Source organism: Streptomyces globisporus C-1027, from assembly GCF_000261345.2.
Classification (GTDB): Bacteria; Actinomycetota; Actinomycetes; order Streptomycetales; family Streptomycetaceae; genus Streptomyces; species Streptomyces pakalii.
In genome coordinates this window covers 4,764,192-4,781,012 of sequence record NZ_CP013738.1, presented here as the reverse complement: position 1 = coordinate 4,781,012, position 16,821 = coordinate 4,764,192, and the positions used below count along the sequence as shown (strand labels likewise).

The following is a 16,821-nucleotide window of genomic DNA, read 5'->3' as shown; positions in this document are numbered from 1 at the left end:
GGGTCGGCATAACGTGACAATCCTTACTCAAAGGGTGTCTCAAAACAGCGTCCACCATATGATCGGTCCCTGGAGGGCAACCTACGCAGACGTAGGGTGGCCTCCGGGATCCGCCGGCCGCCGGACGGTTCCGAACCGCCGCCCCAAGGGAGGTCCAGTTCAGTGACGAGCCAGGTCAGTAGCGCGGCAGAGAAGGCCGATGAGGCCAACGACGCCGTCCTCGGGGGCCAGCGAGCCCCCCTGTCAGGTACGACGGGAACCACGGGCGGCGACGGGAAGGAAGTCCGCCGCCTGGACCGGGTGATCATCCGTTTCGCGGGCGACTCGGGTGACGGCATGCAGCTCACGGGTGACCGGTTCACCTCGGAGACCGCTTCCTTCGGCAACGACCTCTCCACCCTGCCGAACTTCCCGGCGGAGATCCGCGCCCCCGCAGGCACGCTGCCGGGGGTCTCTTCCTTTCAGCTCCACTTTGCCGATCACGACATTCTGACTCCGGGCGACGCCCCCAACGTCCTGGTCGCGATGAATCCCGCCGCGTTGAAGGCGAACATCGACGACGTACCGCGCGGCGCGGAAATCATTGTGAACACCGACGAGTTCACGAAGCGGCCGATGGCGAAGGTGGGATACGCGACCAGTCCGCTGGAGGACGGTTCGCTGGAGGCCTACAACGTCCACCCGGTGCCGCTGACGACGCTGACGCTGGAGGCGCTGAAGGAGTTCGGGCTCCCCCGCAAGGAGGCCGAGCGGTCCAAGAACATGTTCGCGCTCGGTCTGCTGTCGTGGATGTACCACCGGCCGACCGAGGGGACGGAGGCGTTCCTGCGGGCCAAATTCGCGAAGAAACCGGAGATCGCCGAAGCGAATGTGGCGGCCTTCCGGGCCGGGTGGAATTTCGGCGAGACGACCGAGGACTTCGCGGTCTCCTACGAGGTCGCCCCGGCGTCACAGGCCTTCCCCACCGGCACCTACCGCAACATCTCGGGGAACCTCGCCCTGTCCTACGGCCTGATCGCCGCCGGACAGCTGGCGGACCTGCCGCTCTACCTGGGCTCGTATCCGATCACCCCGGCCTCGGACATCCTGCACGAGCTGTCCCGGCACAAGAACTTCGGTGTGCGGACCTTCCAGGCCGAGGACGAGATCGCCGGGATCGGGGCGGCGCTGGGTGCCGCGTTCGGCGGGGCGCTGGGTGTGACCACGACGTCCGGCCCCGGTGTGGCGCTGAAGTCGGAGACGATCGGGCTCGCGGTCTCCCTGGAGCTGCCGCTGCTGATCATCGACATCCAGCGCGGCGGTCCGTCGACCGGGCTGCCGACCAAGACCGAGCAGGCCGACCTGCTCCAGGCGATGTACGGCAGGAACGGTGAGGCCCCGGTTCCGATCGTGGCCCCGCAGACCCCGGCGGACTGCTTCGACGCCGCGATCGACGCGGCCCGGATCGCCCTGACCTACCGGACGCCGGTCTTCCTGCTCTCCGACGGCTACTTGGCCAACGGTTCCGAGCCCTGGCGCATCCCGGAGACGGACTCGCTGCCCGACCTCAAGACGCCGTTCGCCACCGGGCCGAACCACGCCCTGGCCGACGGCACCGAGGTCTTCTGGCCCTACAAGCGCGACCCGCAGACCCTGGCCCGCCCCTGGGCGGTCCCCGGGACGGCCGGCCTGGAGCACCGCATCGGCGGGATCGAGAAGCAGGACGGCACCGGCAACATCTCCTACGACCCGGCCAACCACGACTTCATGGTCCGCACACGCCAGGCCAAGGTCGACGGCATCGAGGTTCCCGACCTGGAGGTCGACGACCCGGCCGGGGCGGCGACGCTGGTGCTCGGCTGGGGGTCGACGTACGGGCCGATCACCGCCGCCGTTCGCCGTCTGCGCGCCGCGGGGGCTCCCATCGCCCAGGCCCACCTGCGCCATCTCAACCCCTTCCCGAAGAATCTCGGCGAGGTACTGAAGCGCTACGACAAGGTCGTCGTGCCGGAGATGAACCTCGGCCAGCTCGCGATGCTGCTGCGGGCGAAGTATCTGGTGGACGCCCACAGCTACAACCAGGTCAACGGAATGCCGTTCAAGGCCGAGCAGCTCGCCACGGCTCTCAAGGAGGCCATCGATGCCTGACACCGACGAACTGCGGCACAACGAACTGCTGCAGCTGGTGCCGAAGGCCGAGGCGAAGCAGTCCATGAAGGACTTCAAGTCGGACCAGGAGGTGCGCTGGTGCCCCGGCTGCGGCGACTACGCGGTCCTCGCCGCCGTCCAGGGCTTCATGCCGGAGCTGGGGCTGGCGAAGGAGAACATCACCTTCGTCTCAGGCATCGGCTGCTCCTCCCGCTTCCCGTACTACATGAACACGTACGGGATGCACTCCATCCACGGCCGGGCCCCGTCCATCGCGACCGGGCTCGCCACCTCCCGCCGGGATCTGTCGGTGTGGGTGGTCACCGGTGACGGCGACGCGCTCTCCATCGGCGGCAACCACCTCATCCACGCCCTGCGCCGCAACGTCAACCTCAAGATCCTGCTGTTCAACAACCGGATCTACGGGCTGACGAAGGGCCAGTACAGCCCCACATCCGAGCTGGGCAAGATCACCAAGTCGACGCCGATGGGGTCGCTCGACGCCCCCTTCAACCCGGTGTCGCTGGCCATCGGCGCGGAGGCCACGTTCGTGGCGCGGACGGTCGACTCCGACCGAAAGCACCTCACGAGCGTGCTGCGCGCGGCCGCCGAGCACTCGGGCACGGCACTGGTGGAGATCTACCAGAACTGCAACATCTTCAACGACGGCGCTTTCGAGGTCCTGAAGGACAAGGAGCAGGCCGCCGAGGCCGTCATCCGCCTCGAACACGGGCAGCCGATCCTCTTCGGTGCCCAGGAGCCGAAGGGTGTCGTCCGCGATCCGGCCACCGGCGATCTCCAGGTCGTGGCCGTCACGGAGGAGAACCGCTCGCAGGTCCTCGTCCACGACGCCCACGCGGAATCGCCCACGACGGCGTTCGCGCTGTCCCGGCTGGCCGACGCGGACACCCTCCACCACACCCCGATCGGGGTGCTGCGCAGTGTGGAGCGGCCCGTCTACGACACCCTGATGTCGGACCAGCTGGACGCCGCCGTCGAGCGCGACGGCAAGGGCGACCTCGCCTCGCTCCTCGCGGGCAAGGACACCTGGACGGTCATCGGCTGAGCCGACGCGCGTTCCGTACGCCCACCAGCACACCGGCACACCACCCGAGGCCCGGGCCCGATCCCCGCAGGATCAGGCCCGGGCCTCGTCGTACACCTCGCGTGCCGCCTGCACCGCGTCTACCTGGCGTTCGATCCAGCGGCCGAGCGCCGACACCTGCTCGGCGGCCCCGATACCGAGGGGGGTGAGCGAGTAGTCCACCCGCGGCGGGATCACCGGCTTCGCGTCCCGGTGGACGAATCCGTCGCGCTCCAGCGTCTGAAGGGTCTGGGCCAGCATCTTCTCGCTGACACCGCCCACCTCGCGGCGCAGTTCGCTGAAGCGGTACGAGCGCTCCAGCAGCGCCACCAGAACGAGCACGCCCCAGCGGCTCGTCACGTGTTCCAGGATCAGCCGGGACGGGCACATGGGCTGCTTGATGTCCCCGATCCCGCGCGCCGCACGCCCCTCACTCACTGCCATACCAGTACCTTACTTCAAAGTGGGTACTTTCTCAGGGTTAGCGCTTCCCCTAGGGTGGTGACCGAAACGCGGAAACGCACCAGCTGATCGAAATCGGAGCCCCCCATGAGCATCGTTGTCACCGGAGCCACTGGCGCGCTCGGCCGCCTCGTCGTCGACGCCCTGCTGGCCGAGGTCCCGGCCGGCGAGGTCGTCGCGGTCGTGCGCGACAAGGAGAAGGCCGCCGCCCTGGCCGCCCGGGGCGTGGAGCTGCGCATCGCGGACTACAGCGCCCCCGAGACCCTGGCCGGAGCCTTCCGTTCCGGCGACCGGGTGCTGCTGATCTCCGGCAGCGAGGTGGGCCGGCGCGTGGCGCAGCACGCCGCGGTCATCGACGCGGCCAAGGCGGCGGGCGTCGCCCAGCTCGCGTACACCGGCATCCTCGGCGGACCGGACGCGGACTTCGCGCTGGCCGACGAGCACAAGGCCACCGAGCAGCTGATCCTCGACTCCGGGCTGCCGTACACCTTCCTGCGCAACGGCTGGTACACGGAGAACTACACCGCCAACCTGGCCCCGGTCCTGGAGCACCGCGCGGTCGTCGCCAACGCGGGCGAGGGCCGTATCGCCTCCGCCTCGCGGGCCGACTTCGCCGCCGCCGCGGCCGCCGTGCTCACCGGCGACGGCCACCTGAACACCGCCTACGAGCTGAGCGGCGACACCGCCTGGTCGCTCGCCGAGTACGCCGCGGTGGTCTCCGAGCTGACCGGCGAGACGATCGCGTACAGCAACGTCCCGGCCGCCGCGCACCAGGAGATCCTGGTCGGCGCGGGGCTGCCCGAGGGCTTCGCGGCGATCCTCGTCGATGTGGACGAGGCGATCGGGCGCGGCCGGCTCGCGGGGACGAGTGGCGACCTCGCCCGGCTCATCGGCCGCCCGACGACGCCCCTCGCCGAGACCGTACGCGCCGCCCTGTCCGCCGCCTGAGCCGCGACGCGCCCCACGCAATCCCCGCCTGGGCCGCGACGCGCCCCCTCACGAACCCACCCACACAGCACTGTCATGAGTGTTTCCGTGAGACGGCTATGACACGAAGCTCTTCCGGCGCTACCGTCGTGCCGTCGGCCGGATACGGCCGTCGCGCGCGGGCAGGCCGGGAGGGCACACGTGGAGGGCAAGAACGAGCAGCGGGCGGGCCTGCTGTACGGAATCGGCGCGTACGGGATGTGGGGCCTGGTCCCGCTGTTCTGGCCGCTGCTCGAACCGTCCGGGGCGATCGAGATCCTCGCCCACCGGATGGTCTGGTCGCTGGGCGTCGTCGCCGTCGCCCTCCTGGTCGTCCGCCGCTGGGCCTGGATCGGCGAGCTGGTCCGCGACCGGCGCAAGCTGGGGCTGATATCGGTGGCGGCGGCGACGATCTCCGTCAACTGGGGCCTCTACATCTGGGCCGTGAACAACGGGCACGTCGTCGAGGCCTCGCTCGGCTACTTCATCAATCCGCTGGTCACCATCGCCCTGGGCGTCCTGCTGCTGGGCGAACGGCTGCGCCCCGCCCAGTGGGCCGCGGTGGCCATCAGCGCGGCCGCCGTCCTCGTCCTGGCGATCGGGTACGGCCAGCCGCCCTGGGTCTCGCTGGTGCTGGCGTTCTCGTTCGCCACGTACGGCCTGATCAAGAAGAAGGTGAACATGGGCGGCCTGGAGTCCCTGGCCGCCGAGACCGCCGTGCTCTTCGTGCCCGCACTCGGCTTCCTGCTCTGGCTGGCCGCCACCGGCGAGTCGACGTTCACGGCCGGGGGCACGGGGCACGGGTTCCTGCTCGCCGCGACGGGCATCGTCACCGCGCTTCCGCTGATCTGCTTCGGCGCGGCGGCGATCCGGGTGCCGCTGTCCACGCTGGGGCTCCTCCAGTATCTGGCCCCGGTCTTCCAGTTCGGCCTGGGCGTCCTCTACTTCCACGAGGCGATGCCGCCCGAGCGGTGGGCCGGGTTCGCCCTCGTGTGGCTCGCCCTGTCGCTGCTGACCTGGGACGCGCTGCGCACCGCGCGGCGCAACCGGGTGCTCGCGGCGGAACTGCTGGCGGTGGCGGCCGCAGCCCCGGCGCCCACGACCCCGGCCGTCACGCCGACCCCGGACCTCACGCAGGCCCCGGACCTCCCGCAGGCCCCCGACCTCCCGCAGGCCCCCGACCTCCCGCAGCCCCTGGGCTCCGCGCCGACACCCCCGAAACCCGCCCAACAAAAGATTACCTAGTTGCTTTTCTAACTCGGTTACGTTTCTCTGGTCCCGGACCACCGGAAGCGTGACCGAGGGAGAGGCATGGGCATGACCGACGTACTCATCGTGGGAGCGGGACCCACCGGGCTGGTGCTGGCCTGTGATCTGGCCCGGCAGGGGGCCGCCGTACGGATCGTGGACCGGTCCCCCGTACCGCCGCGCACCTCGCGCGCCAAGGGCCCCAACGCCCGGTCCCTGGAGATCCTGGACGACCTCGGGGTGGCCGAGGAGGTGCTCGCCGCCGGTTCGGCCCCGCTGCCGATGCTGAAGTACCGCGACCGCCTCCCGGTCGCGGAGACCGACCCGTGGGCGGACTCCGCGCCGACGCCGGACGCCCCCTACGACCGGGGCCGGCTGATCGCCCAGTGGCGGCTGGAGGAGATCCTCCGCGACCGGCTGGCCGGGTACGGCGTCCGCGTCGAGCTGGGACGCGAGGTCACAGGGCTGGCGGAAGGTCCCGGTGCGCGGCACGTGGATGTGACGTTCGCGGAGGGCCGTACGGAACGCGCGCGGTACGTCGTCGGGTGCGACGGCGCGCACAGCTCCGTACGGAAGCTGCTCGGGATCGGGTTCGAGGGGGCCACCGCCGAGGACCAGGTGATGGTCTGCGGCGACGTCGACCTGGCCGACGGCGCCCTGGCCCGTACCCGCTGGCACCAGTGGTTCGACGAGGACGGCGCGGTCATGCTCTGCCCGATCCCCGGTACGCGCACGGGCTGGTGGTTCCAGGCGGGGCCGGAGCGGGACGGGCGGGGCCGGCCGCTCGCGCCCACCGCCGACGGGTTCCGGCGGCTGCTCGCCCGCCACACCGCACTGCCCGGCCGGGCCCTGACGGGGGCGGAGCTGCTGTCGACGTACCGGGTCAACGTGCGGATGGCGGACCGTTTCCGCGCCGGGCGGGTCTTCCTCGCGGGCGACGCGGCGCACGTCCACGCCGTCGCGGGCGGCCTCGGCATGAACACGGGCATCCAGGACGCGTTCAACCTGGGCTGGAAGCTGGGTCTGGTGCTCGCCGGTCACGCGGGCGCGGAGCTGCTGGACACGTACGAGGAGGAGCGGCTTCCGGTGGCCGCCCGGACCCTGGACCTCACCTCGGAGCGGCTGCGGGCCACGCTGGAGGCGATCCGCCGGCCCGGTGGCGGCCTGGACGCGGCGATCACCTCGGACACGACCGGCCTGGGCGTCGGCTACCGCTGGAGCTCCCTGGCCCGGGGCCACGCCGAGGTCCCGCAGGCCGGGGACGGCTCGCCGGACGCCCCGGACGCCGAGGTCCCGCAGGCCGGGGACGGCTGGCCGGACGCCCCGGACGCCGAGGTCCGGACGGCGCGGGACGGCGAACGGCCCGCCCCGCAGCCCGGGGACCGGGCCCCCGACGCCCCGTGCGCGGACGCCGTCACCGGGGCCCGCACGCGCCTCCACCGCGTCTTCGCGGGTCCCGGCACCACCGTTCTGGGCTTCGGTCCGGGCAGTGCGGCGGCTCTGCGCGAGGTGGCGGCCGCGTACGGCGACGCCGGGGTGCGGACCTGCCGCGTGTACGCGGCGCACGAGGACCTGGGGGAGTCCGGCCCGGGAGCGGCGGTCGTCGACGACGAGGGCCACGCGGCCGCCGCGTACGGAACGAAAGCTTCCGACGGTACGCGCACAGGGACGGGTACGGGCACCGTCGTGGTCGTCCGCCCCGACCATCACCTGGGTCTGTCGGCCCCGGCGGACGACACCCGATCCGTACGCGCGTATCTGCAGCAACTCCATGGAGGGACCCGGTCCGCGGAAGGGGTCGCGGAACGGTTCTCCGGCATTGGTGGACGCCACCGGTAAAGGCTGATTGAGTGCCCGGATGGGGACTGTCCTGGGGGCCATGAGGAACGTGCGGTGGCACGAGCTGCAGCATGCGTACGGCTCCGCGTCCCAGGTTCCCGGGGTGCTGTCGCGGATCGCCTGGGGCGACGCGCCGTCCTCGGACGAGGCGCTGAACGATCTGGAGCGGTGGATCGGCACCCCGCCCGTGTTCGACTCGACGGCGGCGACGGTGCCGTTCCTCTGGGAGCTGGCGGCGACGGACACGGTCCGGGACCGGGCGGGCGTGCTGGACCTGCTCGCCACGATCCTGGCCGCCGGGAACCCCGAGCACCCGGCGTGGACCCGCGCCGCGCACGAGGCGGTGGCGGAGGGGCGCGGCACGGCCGTCCGGCTGGCCGGGGCGGTGCCGGACGCGCGCGGGGCACGCCGTACCTCCGGCACGCCCGACACACCCGACTCCGGGGGTCCCTCCCCCGCGCAGGCCATGCGCACGGCGGCGACGCGTCTGCTGGCCGCGATCGACGGGCACACCTGCCCTGCCTGCCCCGCCCCTCCCCCGGACCCGGCCTAGCCGGAAGGGCCCTCAGGTCAGCTCGGCCTCGATCCGGTCCATCACGTTCTTCCAGTGCGTACGGCGCTCCTCGCGCTCCTCGGCGCTCGCCAGGCGCTCCTGGTGGAAGCGCAGCACGGTCCGGTCCTCGGAGCTGCCGGGCGTCACAGCCACCTGGACGGTGGAGGTCCCGTGAGTGAGGCGGACCCGGTCGCCGGGGCGGTAGCTGCGGATCTCGCCCTCGATGCCGTCCGCCGTACGGTACGGAGCGCCTTTCGCGGTGGGCAGCGGGCCGTCGAGGCCGAGCCAGAGCGCGGCGCCCTCCGGGCCGGCGACGAAGTCCCATACGGCGGTCAGCGGTCGGTGGATGGTCCGGGAGACACCGATCTCCCAGCCTGCGTCCTGTGTGAGTCCGGTCGGCATGGCACAAACCCCTTCGTCTGCCGGTGCGAGTCAGTCGGTGCTGGTCAGTCGGTGGCTTCCCCGTCGGGGGCGGTGAGCCGGGCGCGGTGGGCGCGGACCTTGTGCCGGTTGCCGCAGCGCTCCATCGAGCACCAGCGGCGCTTGCCGGGGCGGGAGGTGTCCACGAACAGCAGAGCGCAGTCGTGCGCGCCGCAGGTGCGGATGCGGTGGGCGTACGCCCCGGCGAACAGGTCGATCGCGTCGCGGGCGACGGTGGACAGCAGCGCGGTCCCGGTGCCGCCCGGCGTCCATGACCGCTCACCGCCCGCGGTCAGCCGGGACGTCAGCGACGGCCGGGCCGCCGCGTCGTTGAGGGTGGCGAGGTCGTCCGGGCCCGGAGGCTCTTCCCGCACCCGGCTCTGCGCAATCCGCCACAGCGCATCGCGCAGCGCCCGCGCGTCCGCCACCTCCGCCGCGCTCACGGCGAGCCCGTCGCCCGAGCGCGAACCGGTCCCGGGGCCGAGCCCGTCCGGCAGCCGGCTCTCCTCCGCCCAGCGCACCAGGTCGGCGGGCTCGTGCAGCACCTCGAAGTACGACAGCGGGCCGGGTCCACCGGTCGGCAGCAGCTCCAGGCACAGTGCGCCCGGATCGAACCGGAACGAACTGCCGTCCGGGTGCCGCAACAACAGCCCCGGCGTGGTGGTTGCCTTTCCGCTCATGTAACCACTATAAACGGTTTCCATGACGGAGACACCGACACAGCCACTGTCCTGGAAGCTCGTGATCGACAGCGCCGACCCGCACGCGCAGGCCGGGTTCTGGGCGGAGGCCCTGGGCTACGTCGTCGAGGACAACAGCCCGCTGGTCGAGCAGCTGCTCACGGCCGGAGCCGTGCCCGAGGCCATCACGACCCATGCACACGGTCGCCGCGCCTGGCTCGACCTGGCGGCGGCGCGGCATCCGGACGACCCGTACAACGAGGTCAGCGGTACGGGGCAGGGGCGGCGGCTGCTGTTCCAGCGGGTACCGGAGCCGAAGACGGTGAAGAACCGCATCCACATCGACGTGCACTCCACCCCGGGCCGGCGCGACGCGGAGGAGGAACGACTGACGGCGCTGGGCGCGCGGGCGCTGCGCACGTACGACGAACAGGGCGGAAGCTGGGTCGTCATGACGGACCCCGAGGGCAACGAGTTCTGCCTGAACTGAGCGCCGAACCCAGCAGGGGGTGCCCGGACCAGGTCGAGCACCGAGGCCGCATCGAGCCCTCAGCCCGGGTCGGGCACCCGGGCCTGGCCGCTCACTCGGGGGTGACGGCCCGCCGTACGCACGCGCGCAGCAGGGCGCGGCGCTGGTCGTGGGCGTCGGCGGGCTCGTCGGCCGACGCCGCGTAGACGTTGCTCACCGGCGACCAGGCCATGGACATGGCGATCACCATGGCCATCACGTCGAACGGATCACCCGGCCGCACCCGCCCGGCCTCCTGCGCCTCGGCGATCAGCCGCAGCTTCCGGTCGTCGAGGCGGCGGCCGTCCTCCACGAGATGACCGGTGGGCCTGCGCTCCAGGCGCGCCCAGGTGGCCAGTCGGATGAGGTCGGGACGGCGGAGGTATTCGTCGTAGAGGCGGACGGCCCAGTCCGCGAGGTCGTCCGCGTCGATCGGGACGGCCTCCATGATGCGCTCCATCGAGGCGAAGAAGATCGCGTCGAAGAGCTTTTCCTTGTTGCCGAAGTACGCGTACAGCTGGGCCTTGTTGGTCTGCGCGGCGGTCACGATCCGCTCGATCCGCGCGCCCGCGATTCCGTACTCGGCGAATTCCTGGGTCGCCACGTCGAGAATCCGCTGATACGTCGCGGCTCCGCGCGTGGTCGTGGGCTGGTCCGCCATACCCCGACGCTATCAAACAGAACAGTTGGTTTGCCGATGCGGCCGATCGCCCCTACGCTCGGAGATGCCAGATAGACCGAACAGTCTGTTTAAGGAGATGCGTGATGCGTACGACGACCGGCTGGCTGGCGAACGCCTCCGACACCCCTGACGGCCGCGACGGCTCCGGGGCCTCCGCGAGCCCGGAAAGCCCCGCCGGCTCCGCGCCCGCTCTGCGGCGCAGCTCACTGGAACGCCGGGACCTGCGACCCGACGATCTCGCGGTCCGGGTCGACTTCTGCGGTGTCTGCCACTCGGACCTGCACGCGCTGCACGCCCTGCGCGAGGGCGCCGCTCTCGTGCCGGGTCACGAGTTCACCGGTGTGGTGACCGCGACCGGTGCCGCCGTGACCCGCTTCGCGGCGGGCGACCCGGTGGCGGTGGGCAACATCGTCGACTCGTGCGGCACGTGCCCCATGTGCCGGGCGGGCCAGGAGAACTTCTGCCACACCTTCCCCACGCTCACCTACGGCGGGTCCGACCGGCAGGACGGCTCGGCCACGCTCGGCGGCTACTCCCGCGAGTACGTCGTCAGCGACGCGTTCACCTACGCGCTTCCGGCCGGCCTCGACCCGGCGGGCGCCGCCCCCTTGCTCTGCGCGGGCGTCACCGTCTGGGAGCCCCTGCGCGCACTGGGCGTGGGACCCGGCAGCCGGGTGGCCGTGGCGGGCCTCGGCGGCCTCGGGCACCTCGCGGTGAAGATGGCGGTCGCCCTGGGCGCGGCAACAACGGTCATCAGCCGCACACCCGACAAGGCCGAAGACGCCCGCCGCCTCGGAGCCCACGGGCTCCTGGTCTCCACGGACGAGGCGCAGATGGGCCGGGCCCGGGACAGCTTCGACGTCGTCATCGACACCATCTCCGCGCCGCACGACCTCGGCCCGTACCTACGGCTGGTCGCGCTGGACGGCACACTCAGCCTCCTCGGCCACCTGGGCCGGGTCGACGTGAACGCGATGGATCTGCTGATCGGCCGCAAGAAGCTCAGCTCGGCGGGCAGCGGCGGACGCCCCGCGACCGCCGCCATGCTGGAGTTCTGCGCCGAGCACGGCATCACCGCCGATGTGGAGGTGCTCCCCTCGGCCCGGGTGAACGAGGCACTGGAGCGCCTCGGCCGCAACGACGTCCGCTACCGGTTCGTCCTGGACCTGTCCGACCTGGACGCCCCCGCACCCGGATCGGACACGTAGGCGGCACCGACGCCCGGCGACCGGTCGCAGCCGAACTGACCACCCGCCCTACCTCAGGACGACCGCGTCCCCCGCAGACCGCGCAGCAGCAGGTCCACCAGCCGCCGCGGGTCGTAGCGCGGGTCGTCGTCCCGCCCCACGCACAGATTCCCGACCCCGCGCATCAGCTCATAGGGCTCGGTGCCGGGCCGGACCTCCCCCGTGCCGACCGCCGCGTCGAGCATCTGCCCGCAGACGGGCACCAGGCGGTCGAGGAAGTAGGCGTGCAGCGCCTCGAAGCCGCCGCTGTCCGAGCGCAGCGCGTCGGCGAGCCCGTGCTTCGTGACCAGGAAGTCGACGAAGAGGTCGACCCACCGCTCCAGCGCGGTGAACGGGGACTCCTCCTCGGCCAGCAGGGTCGGCCCCGCCTCGGCACAGGCCTCGACCTGGTGGCGGTAGACGGCCACCACCAGGTCCGCCCGGGTCGGGAAGTGCCGGTAGATCGTGCCCATCCCGACCCCGGCCCGCTGGGCGATCTCGCGGATCGGCGCGTCGACCCCCGAGGTCACGAACACCTCGGCGGCAGCGGCGAGCAGCGTCTGCTGATTGCGTACCGCGTCGGCCCGCTTCGGTCGGGCGGACGCCCCTCCGGCTTCATCGGCGGCAGCCACCGCGCACCCCTCTCCTCACCTGCTCCGCCGCCGCGAGACTCCGCCCAGGGGACGGGAATCCATCGCGGGAATCCGTCGCCGGGCATCGCCGTTGACAAAGCGGAACAGCGCTCCGTATCGTAAATGGAACAACGCTCCGCTTCACTTTAGCCGAAGCCGGACGCTTCCACTCCCCTGCCCTGCCCCACTTTCGGACCCGCGGCAGGGGCCTCCCGGAAGGGCTTCCCCATGCGTACCCCCTCCCCTGTCCTGTCCGTCGCCCCGCTGGTGCTCCCCACCCCCGACCGTGCCGTGGACCTGGAGCTCCGCGTCTCCCTGCCGCTGCCCCCGACCGGCACCGGGGCGCCCGGGGACGGTGACCGGCTGCCGGTCATCCTGCTCTCGCACGGCCAGGGCCACTCGAACAACCTCTCCTCCCTCAACGGCTACGCCCCCCTCGTCGCCTTCTGGGCGGCGCACGGGTTCGCCGTGATCCAGCCGACCCACCTCAGCTCGACGACGCTGAGCCTGCCGCCCGAGACCCCCGGCGCACCCATGCACTGGCGCTCCCGCGCCGAGGACATGTCGCGCCTGATCGACCGGTTCGACGAGGTCGAGGCGGGCGTCCCCGGACTCGCCGGCCGTTTTGACCGGGACCGGATCGCCGTCGCAGGGCACTCGATGGGCGCCCACACGGCGGGCCTCCTGCTGGGCGCGAGCCTCACCGATCCGGACGACGGTACGGAGGTGGAGCTGGCCGATCCGCGGATCAGGGCGGGCGTGGTGCTGGCCGGACCCGGCCGGGGCGGCGACGCGATCACCCCGCCCATGGCGGAGGCGCTGCCGTTCCTCACCACCACGGACTTCTCCCGGATGACGACGCCCACGCTCGTGGTCAGGGGCGAGAAGGACGAGTCCGCCCATCTGACGGTCATGGGCCCGGACTGGCACGCCGACCCGTACGTCCTCGCCCCCGGCCCCAAGACCCTGCTCACCCTCTTCGCGGCGGAGCACGGCCTCGGCGGGATCTCCGGATACGACGTCGCCGAGACGACCGACGAGAACCCCGCGCGCGTCGCCGCGCTCGCCCACCTCACCTCCGCCTACCTGCGCGGCGTGCTGGACGGCGACGACGCCGCGTGGCAGACGGCCGTCGAGGCACACGCGACGGGCCCGGACGCGTTCGGACGGGTCGAGTCCAAGTAAAGCGGGCGGGTCGTGCCGGTCGGCGCACGGCGGCGACAGGGTGGCCCCCGCCGGATTCTCCGGCGGGGGCCACCCTGTCGGTCCTGTTCGCCCGTCCCGGCGGAACGCGCTAGGCGAAGTAACGCACGGTGCCGCGCAGGGCGCCCTCCGCGTCGTCGCAGCGCTGGGTGAAGGTCGCCGCGAACGCCTTCACCTCGCCCGTCGCGTCATCGGTGACCAGCCGGGTCAACGTGAACTCGCCGGTGGAGAGGTTGCATCCGCGATGGAACGCCGTCACGTCCAGCCCCGCGATCCCGGCACCACTGAACCGCTCCGCCCGGTAGAGCCGGCCGGTGACGAGCTTCTCGCCCTCCGGCGGCGTCAGCCGCACGGACCAGTCGGCGCGCTTGCCCGACGCCTCGTACGTGAGGTCCTCATCCGTCCCCTGCACCTCGAACGTGCTGGTGGAACCGGTGTAGGTGTTCTTCGTCCCCTGGCCGATCCAGTTACCCGGGTCACTGTCGTACGCGAAGGAGAGCGGCAGCGCCCGGTACTTGACGGTGCCCTTCAGCGGCGGGGCGTCGGCGCTCCCGCAGTGCTGGGTGAACGTGGCGTCCAGCAGCGTCACCGTGCCCTCGGCGTCGTGGGCGACCTGGTTGACGGTGAACTGTCCGTGGACCTCGTTGCAGCCCCGGCCGTCACCGCCGACGGACAGCCCGGGAGAGCGTCCGGTGCGGAAGGCCGTGCGCTCGGCGTTGCGGTACACACCCGGCTTGAGCAGTTCGCCGCGCGCTCCGGCGAACTCGATCGTCCAGGTGACGTCCTCGTCGGAGACCCACACCCGAACCAGCCCCGGATCGAACGCGGCAGGGTTCTCGGCCACCACGTTGGCCCGGGGAGCCTTGTACGAGCCGGTGCCGCCCTGACCGATGTAGTCGCCCGGCGCGCTGTTGAAGGTGTACGAGCTGACCGGCTCGGTCCCCACCCCCGCGGCGGCCGCCGGGGTCGCGGCGAGCCCGACCGCTCCGGCCAGCACCAGCAGAGCGGTCGCCCCGCTCGCCACGCCTCTTCGCCACCGCGTGAACGTCTCTCGCATGTGCCCCACCCCTCCGTCGGGCCCCATCTGAGCCCCCGCCCCCCCCTACCCCGGAACACGCCGCCTTCACAGCAGCACCACATTTGGCCGGTTCTCGGTCGCGAGGCCGGAACTCGGCAGGAGGCCAGCCGAGTTGGGCCCGGCTCCGCTTCAGCCGCGCCCACCGGAACAGCCGCCATCACCCTCGCGGTCCCGCCGCACCTCCTCCCGGATCTGCTCCGTCATCAGATCGGCGAGCGGATCCGTCACATCCCAGGAGTGCGCGGCCGGGTGCCGGTCGTACAGGACGCAGACGTCCCCCTCCTTGACGGACAGCCGGTGGATGACGGCCGGGCACGGCAGCAGTTCGACGAAGCGGAACTTCCGGCGTCCGTCGCCCTCGGTCCAGAACATCCACAGATCACGCCCGGCGGCGGGCGACGCCGACCAGAGCTGAGCCGCGTGCTCGGCCCCCTCCTCGTGCTCGCCGAGTTCGCACAGCAGGAACTCGTCCAGTTCGGGCACGTCCGTCGCCAGGTCGATTCCGTCCTCCAGACCCATGAACGCGACCCGCGCGGCCATCTCGGGGAGTTCGGTGAAGGCGGTGCACTGCAGCATGGCTCTCATCCTTGCCGGTGGGGGGTGGGGGATGACGGTCGTTCACAGAACCTCGCCCCGGCTGCGGGCGTTGAGCCGGGCGGTCCTGGCCCGGAGTTGCTCTAGGAGGAGCGCGGGCCGGACCCGGTCCGGCTCGGCCTCCCACTCGGCCCCGCCGCCGACGGGCCGCAGCGACCAGTAGGGGCCGGCCACCCCGCGGAACTCGCCCACGCGGTCACCGTGACCGGTGTCCACCATGAGCGCGCCGAGCGCCGGGAGGCCGGGAGGGTCCTGCGCATTCGGGCAAACGTTCTCGCCGTCCACCTATCGCTCCTCTCTGTAGCCATACGACTACCGGGGCGATTCAGCGTGACCTACCGTGAGGAGTCCCTCAACTTGCCTATGGCAAGGAAGATCGGGGCGGGGTCCGTGAATCTCAAGGAGTCGAACCCGGAGAGCTCCGCGCAAGCGGCCTATGGTGCACGTCTGCGCGACTTACGGGAGAAGCGGGGCTGGACACAGGAGGGGCTGGGAGACCGCAACGGCTACTCCAGCACGCACATCTCCTCCGTGGAAACCGGCCGCAAACTCGCGACCTTGCGCTTTTCGCGTAGTACGGACCGGGCGCTGGGGCTCACCGGGACCGAGGCGTCGTTCGAGCGCGAGCTGGGCGAGATCAAGCACGGCAGCCTGCTGGAGGGTTTCCCGGAGTTCCTCGGTTACGAGCGCCGGGCGGCGGAGATCCGGCTGTACGAGGTCGGCGTCATCCCGGGGCTGCTCCAGACCCCGGAGTACGCGAGGGTCCTGGCCGACAGCGTCGTCCGGCGACAGGTGATCACCGCTGACCAGGCGCAGGAGCGCGTCGCCCTGGCCGCGGAACGCCAGGCGGCCCTGGTCCGCGAGAGGCCGCCGCTGGTCTTCGCGCTGCTGGACGAGAGCTGCCTGCTCCGGCCGGTCGGCGGACCGGAGGTCATGCGGGCGCAGCTGGACCGGCTCATCGACTTCGCCGAGCAGCCCAACACGGTGATCCAGGTGGTGCCGTTCAGCATGGGAGAGCACCGCCCGTTCAGCCTGCCGCTCTACATCCTGACCATGCCCGACCGCTCGCTCATGTCGTACGCGGAGTCCGCTCAGCAGGGGTATCTCGAGCGTGAAAGTGGCTCGGTGGTGCAGCATCTGACGGCCTACCATCAGATGCAGGCGCTCGCTCCCTCCCAGGCCGCGTCCGTTGACATGTTCAGGCAGTTGCGAAAGGGCTTCCAGTGACAACCGAGACCCCCCGTTGGTTCACGTCCTCCTACAGCGAAAACGGCGGTGCGTGCGTCGAGGTCGCCACCAACCTCGCCGCCCCGCAGGGCATCGTCCCTGTCCGCGACTCCAAGAACGTGACCGGCCCGGCCCTCACCGTCCCCGCCGCCGCGTTCAGCGCCTTCGTCGCGGGCGTCCGGGCCGGAGACTTCGGCACCGTCTGAGCGGCGCGCGCCGACCGAGCAACAGCCCCACCAGGCAGGCACGGTGGGGCTTTGCCGTGGCCGCCCGACCCCGCCCCCGGGGCCCC

19 protein-coding genes are annotated in these 16,821 nt (G+C 71.7%); 11 read left to right on the top strand and 8 right to left on the bottom strand.

The genetic code is table 11. The features are described 5' to 3' along the window. Nucleotides 1-162 precede the first annotated feature (162 nt). Nucleotides 163-2,127: a 2-oxoacid:acceptor oxidoreductase subunit alpha gene (locus WQO_RS21035; protein ID WP_010060861.1), complete on the top strand. Its 1,965-nt coding sequence runs from the start codon at nt 163-165 to the stop codon at nt 2,125-2,127. After that, nucleotides 2,120-3,193, top strand: a complete 1,074-nt coding sequence (locus WQO_RS21030) for a 2-oxoacid:ferredoxin oxidoreductase subunit beta (RefSeq protein ID WP_010060862.1) — start codon at nt 2,120-2,122, stop codon at nt 3,191-3,193. Before WQO_RS21035 ends, WQO_RS21030 begins: the two co-directional genes overlap by 8 nt. A 72-nt stretch (nt 3,194-3,265) precedes the next feature. Here the strand turns inward: WQO_RS21030 and WQO_RS21025 are convergent, their stop codons facing one another. Then, complete coding sequence (locus WQO_RS21025; RefSeq protein ID WP_010060863.1) at nt 3,266-3,655, bottom strand: winged helix-turn-helix transcriptional regulator; 390 nt, start codon at nt 3,653-3,655, stop codon at nt 3,266-3,268. A 105-nt stretch (nt 3,656-3,760) separates the two neighbouring features. Between WQO_RS21025 and WQO_RS21020 the strand changes: the two genes are divergently transcribed. From WQO_RS21020 to WQO_RS21005, 4 genes are all read left to right on the top strand, one after another. Next, nucleotides 3,761-4,621, top strand: a complete 861-nt coding sequence (locus tag WQO_RS21020; RefSeq protein ID WP_010060864.1) for an SDR family oxidoreductase — start codon at nt 3,761-3,763, stop codon at nt 4,619-4,621. 180 nt (nt 4,622-4,801) lie between these two features. Next, nucleotides 4,802-5,884 carry an EamA family transporter RarD gene (rarD, locus tag WQO_RS21015; RefSeq protein WP_058954055.1) on the top strand — a complete coding sequence of 361 codons (1,083 nt, stop codon included), beginning with the start codon at nt 4,802-4,804 and terminating at the stop codon, nt 5,882-5,884. Between the two features lie 66 nt (nt 5,885-5,950). Further along, entirely contained in the window at nt 5,951-7,726 is a 1,776-nt protein-coding gene (locus tag WQO_RS21010; RefSeq protein WP_010060868.1) for an FAD-dependent monooxygenase, read from the top strand. A gap of 19 nt (nt 7,727-7,745) precedes the next feature. Then, complete coding sequence (locus tag WQO_RS21005; protein ID WP_032748495.1) at nt 7,746-8,279, top strand: hypothetical protein; 534 nt, start codon at nt 7,746-7,748, stop codon at nt 8,277-8,279. Nucleotides 8,280-8,291: 12 nt separating this feature from the next. Here WQO_RS21005 and WQO_RS21000 read toward each other — a convergent pair whose 3' ends face one another. Then, on the bottom strand, nt 8,292-8,681 hold the full coding sequence (locus WQO_RS21000) for an SRPBCC family protein (RefSeq protein ID WP_010060872.1): 390 nt from the start codon (nt 8,679-8,681) through the stop codon (nt 8,292-8,294). Between the two features lie 44 nt (nt 8,682-8,725). Next, nucleotides 8,726-9,379 carry a CGNR zinc finger domain-containing protein gene (locus WQO_RS20995; RefSeq protein WP_032748497.1) on the bottom strand — a complete coding sequence of 218 codons (654 nt, stop codon included), beginning with the start codon at nt 9,377-9,379 and terminating at the stop codon, nt 8,726-8,728. Between the two features lie 22 nt (nt 9,380-9,401). Between WQO_RS20995 and WQO_RS20990 the strand changes: the two genes are divergently transcribed. After that, a complete protein-coding gene (locus WQO_RS20990) occupies nt 9,402-9,869 on the top strand; it encodes a VOC family protein (RefSeq protein WP_032748499.1) in 468 nt (155 codons plus the stop codon). A 91-nt stretch (nt 9,870-9,960) separates the two neighbouring features. On the opposite strand, the gene WQO_RS20985 is transcribed toward WQO_RS20990, so the two are convergent. After that, complete coding sequence (locus tag WQO_RS20985; protein WP_010060877.1) at nt 9,961-10,548, bottom strand: TetR/AcrR family transcriptional regulator; 588 nt, start codon at nt 10,546-10,548, stop codon at nt 9,961-9,963. Between the two features lie 104 nt (nt 10,549-10,652). Between WQO_RS20985 and WQO_RS20980 the strand changes: the two genes are divergently transcribed. After that, nucleotides 10,653-11,777: an NAD(P)-dependent alcohol dehydrogenase gene (locus WQO_RS20980; RefSeq protein WP_010060878.1), complete on the top strand. Its 1,125-nt coding sequence runs from the start codon at nt 10,653-10,655 to the stop codon at nt 11,775-11,777. Nucleotides 11,778-11,830: 53 nt separating this feature from the next. Here WQO_RS20980 and WQO_RS20975 read toward each other — a convergent pair whose 3' ends face one another. Continuing rightward, nucleotides 11,831-12,427 (bottom strand): TetR/AcrR family transcriptional regulator, encoded by a 597-nt coding sequence (locus WQO_RS20975; RefSeq protein WP_010060879.1) that lies wholly within the window; start codon nt 12,425-12,427, stop codon nt 11,831-11,833. Between the two features lie 228 nt (nt 12,428-12,655). Between WQO_RS20975 and WQO_RS20970 the strand changes: the two genes are divergently transcribed. Beyond that, a complete protein-coding gene (locus WQO_RS20970; protein WP_010060880.1) occupies nt 12,656-13,612 on the top strand; it encodes an alpha/beta hydrolase family protein in 957 nt (318 codons plus the stop codon). 109 nt (nt 13,613-13,721) lie between these two features. On the opposite strand, the gene WQO_RS20965 is transcribed toward WQO_RS20970, so the two are convergent. The 3 genes from WQO_RS20965 to WQO_RS20955 form a co-directional block, all read right to left on the bottom strand. Further along, nucleotides 13,722-14,687, bottom strand: a complete 966-nt coding sequence (locus WQO_RS20965; RefSeq protein ID WP_063897880.1) for a hypothetical protein — start codon at nt 14,685-14,687, stop codon at nt 13,722-13,724. Nucleotides 14,688-14,837: 150 nt separating this feature from the next. Continuing rightward, a complete protein-coding gene (locus WQO_RS20960) occupies nt 14,838-15,284 on the bottom strand; it encodes a hypothetical protein (protein ID WP_010060883.1) in 447 nt (148 codons plus the stop codon). Nucleotides 15,285-15,326: 42 nt separating this feature from the next. Then, complete coding sequence (locus tag WQO_RS20955) at nt 15,327-15,587, bottom strand: hypothetical protein (protein WP_010060885.1); 261 nt, start codon at nt 15,585-15,587, stop codon at nt 15,327-15,329. Between the two features lie 105 nt (nt 15,588-15,692). Between WQO_RS20955 and WQO_RS20950 the strand changes: the two genes are divergently transcribed. Both WQO_RS20950 and WQO_RS20945 read left to right on the top strand, forming a co-directional pair. Beyond that, a complete protein-coding gene (locus WQO_RS20950) occupies nt 15,693-16,529 on the top strand; it encodes a helix-turn-helix domain-containing protein (protein ID WP_029182314.1) in 837 nt (278 codons plus the stop codon). Beyond that, nucleotides 16,526-16,735, top strand: a complete 210-nt coding sequence (locus WQO_RS20945; protein ID WP_010060889.1) for a DUF397 domain-containing protein — start codon at nt 16,526-16,528, stop codon at nt 16,733-16,735. Before WQO_RS20950 ends, WQO_RS20945 begins: the two co-directional genes overlap by 4 nt. The last annotated feature ends 86 nt before the right edge of the window (nt 16,736-16,821 follow it).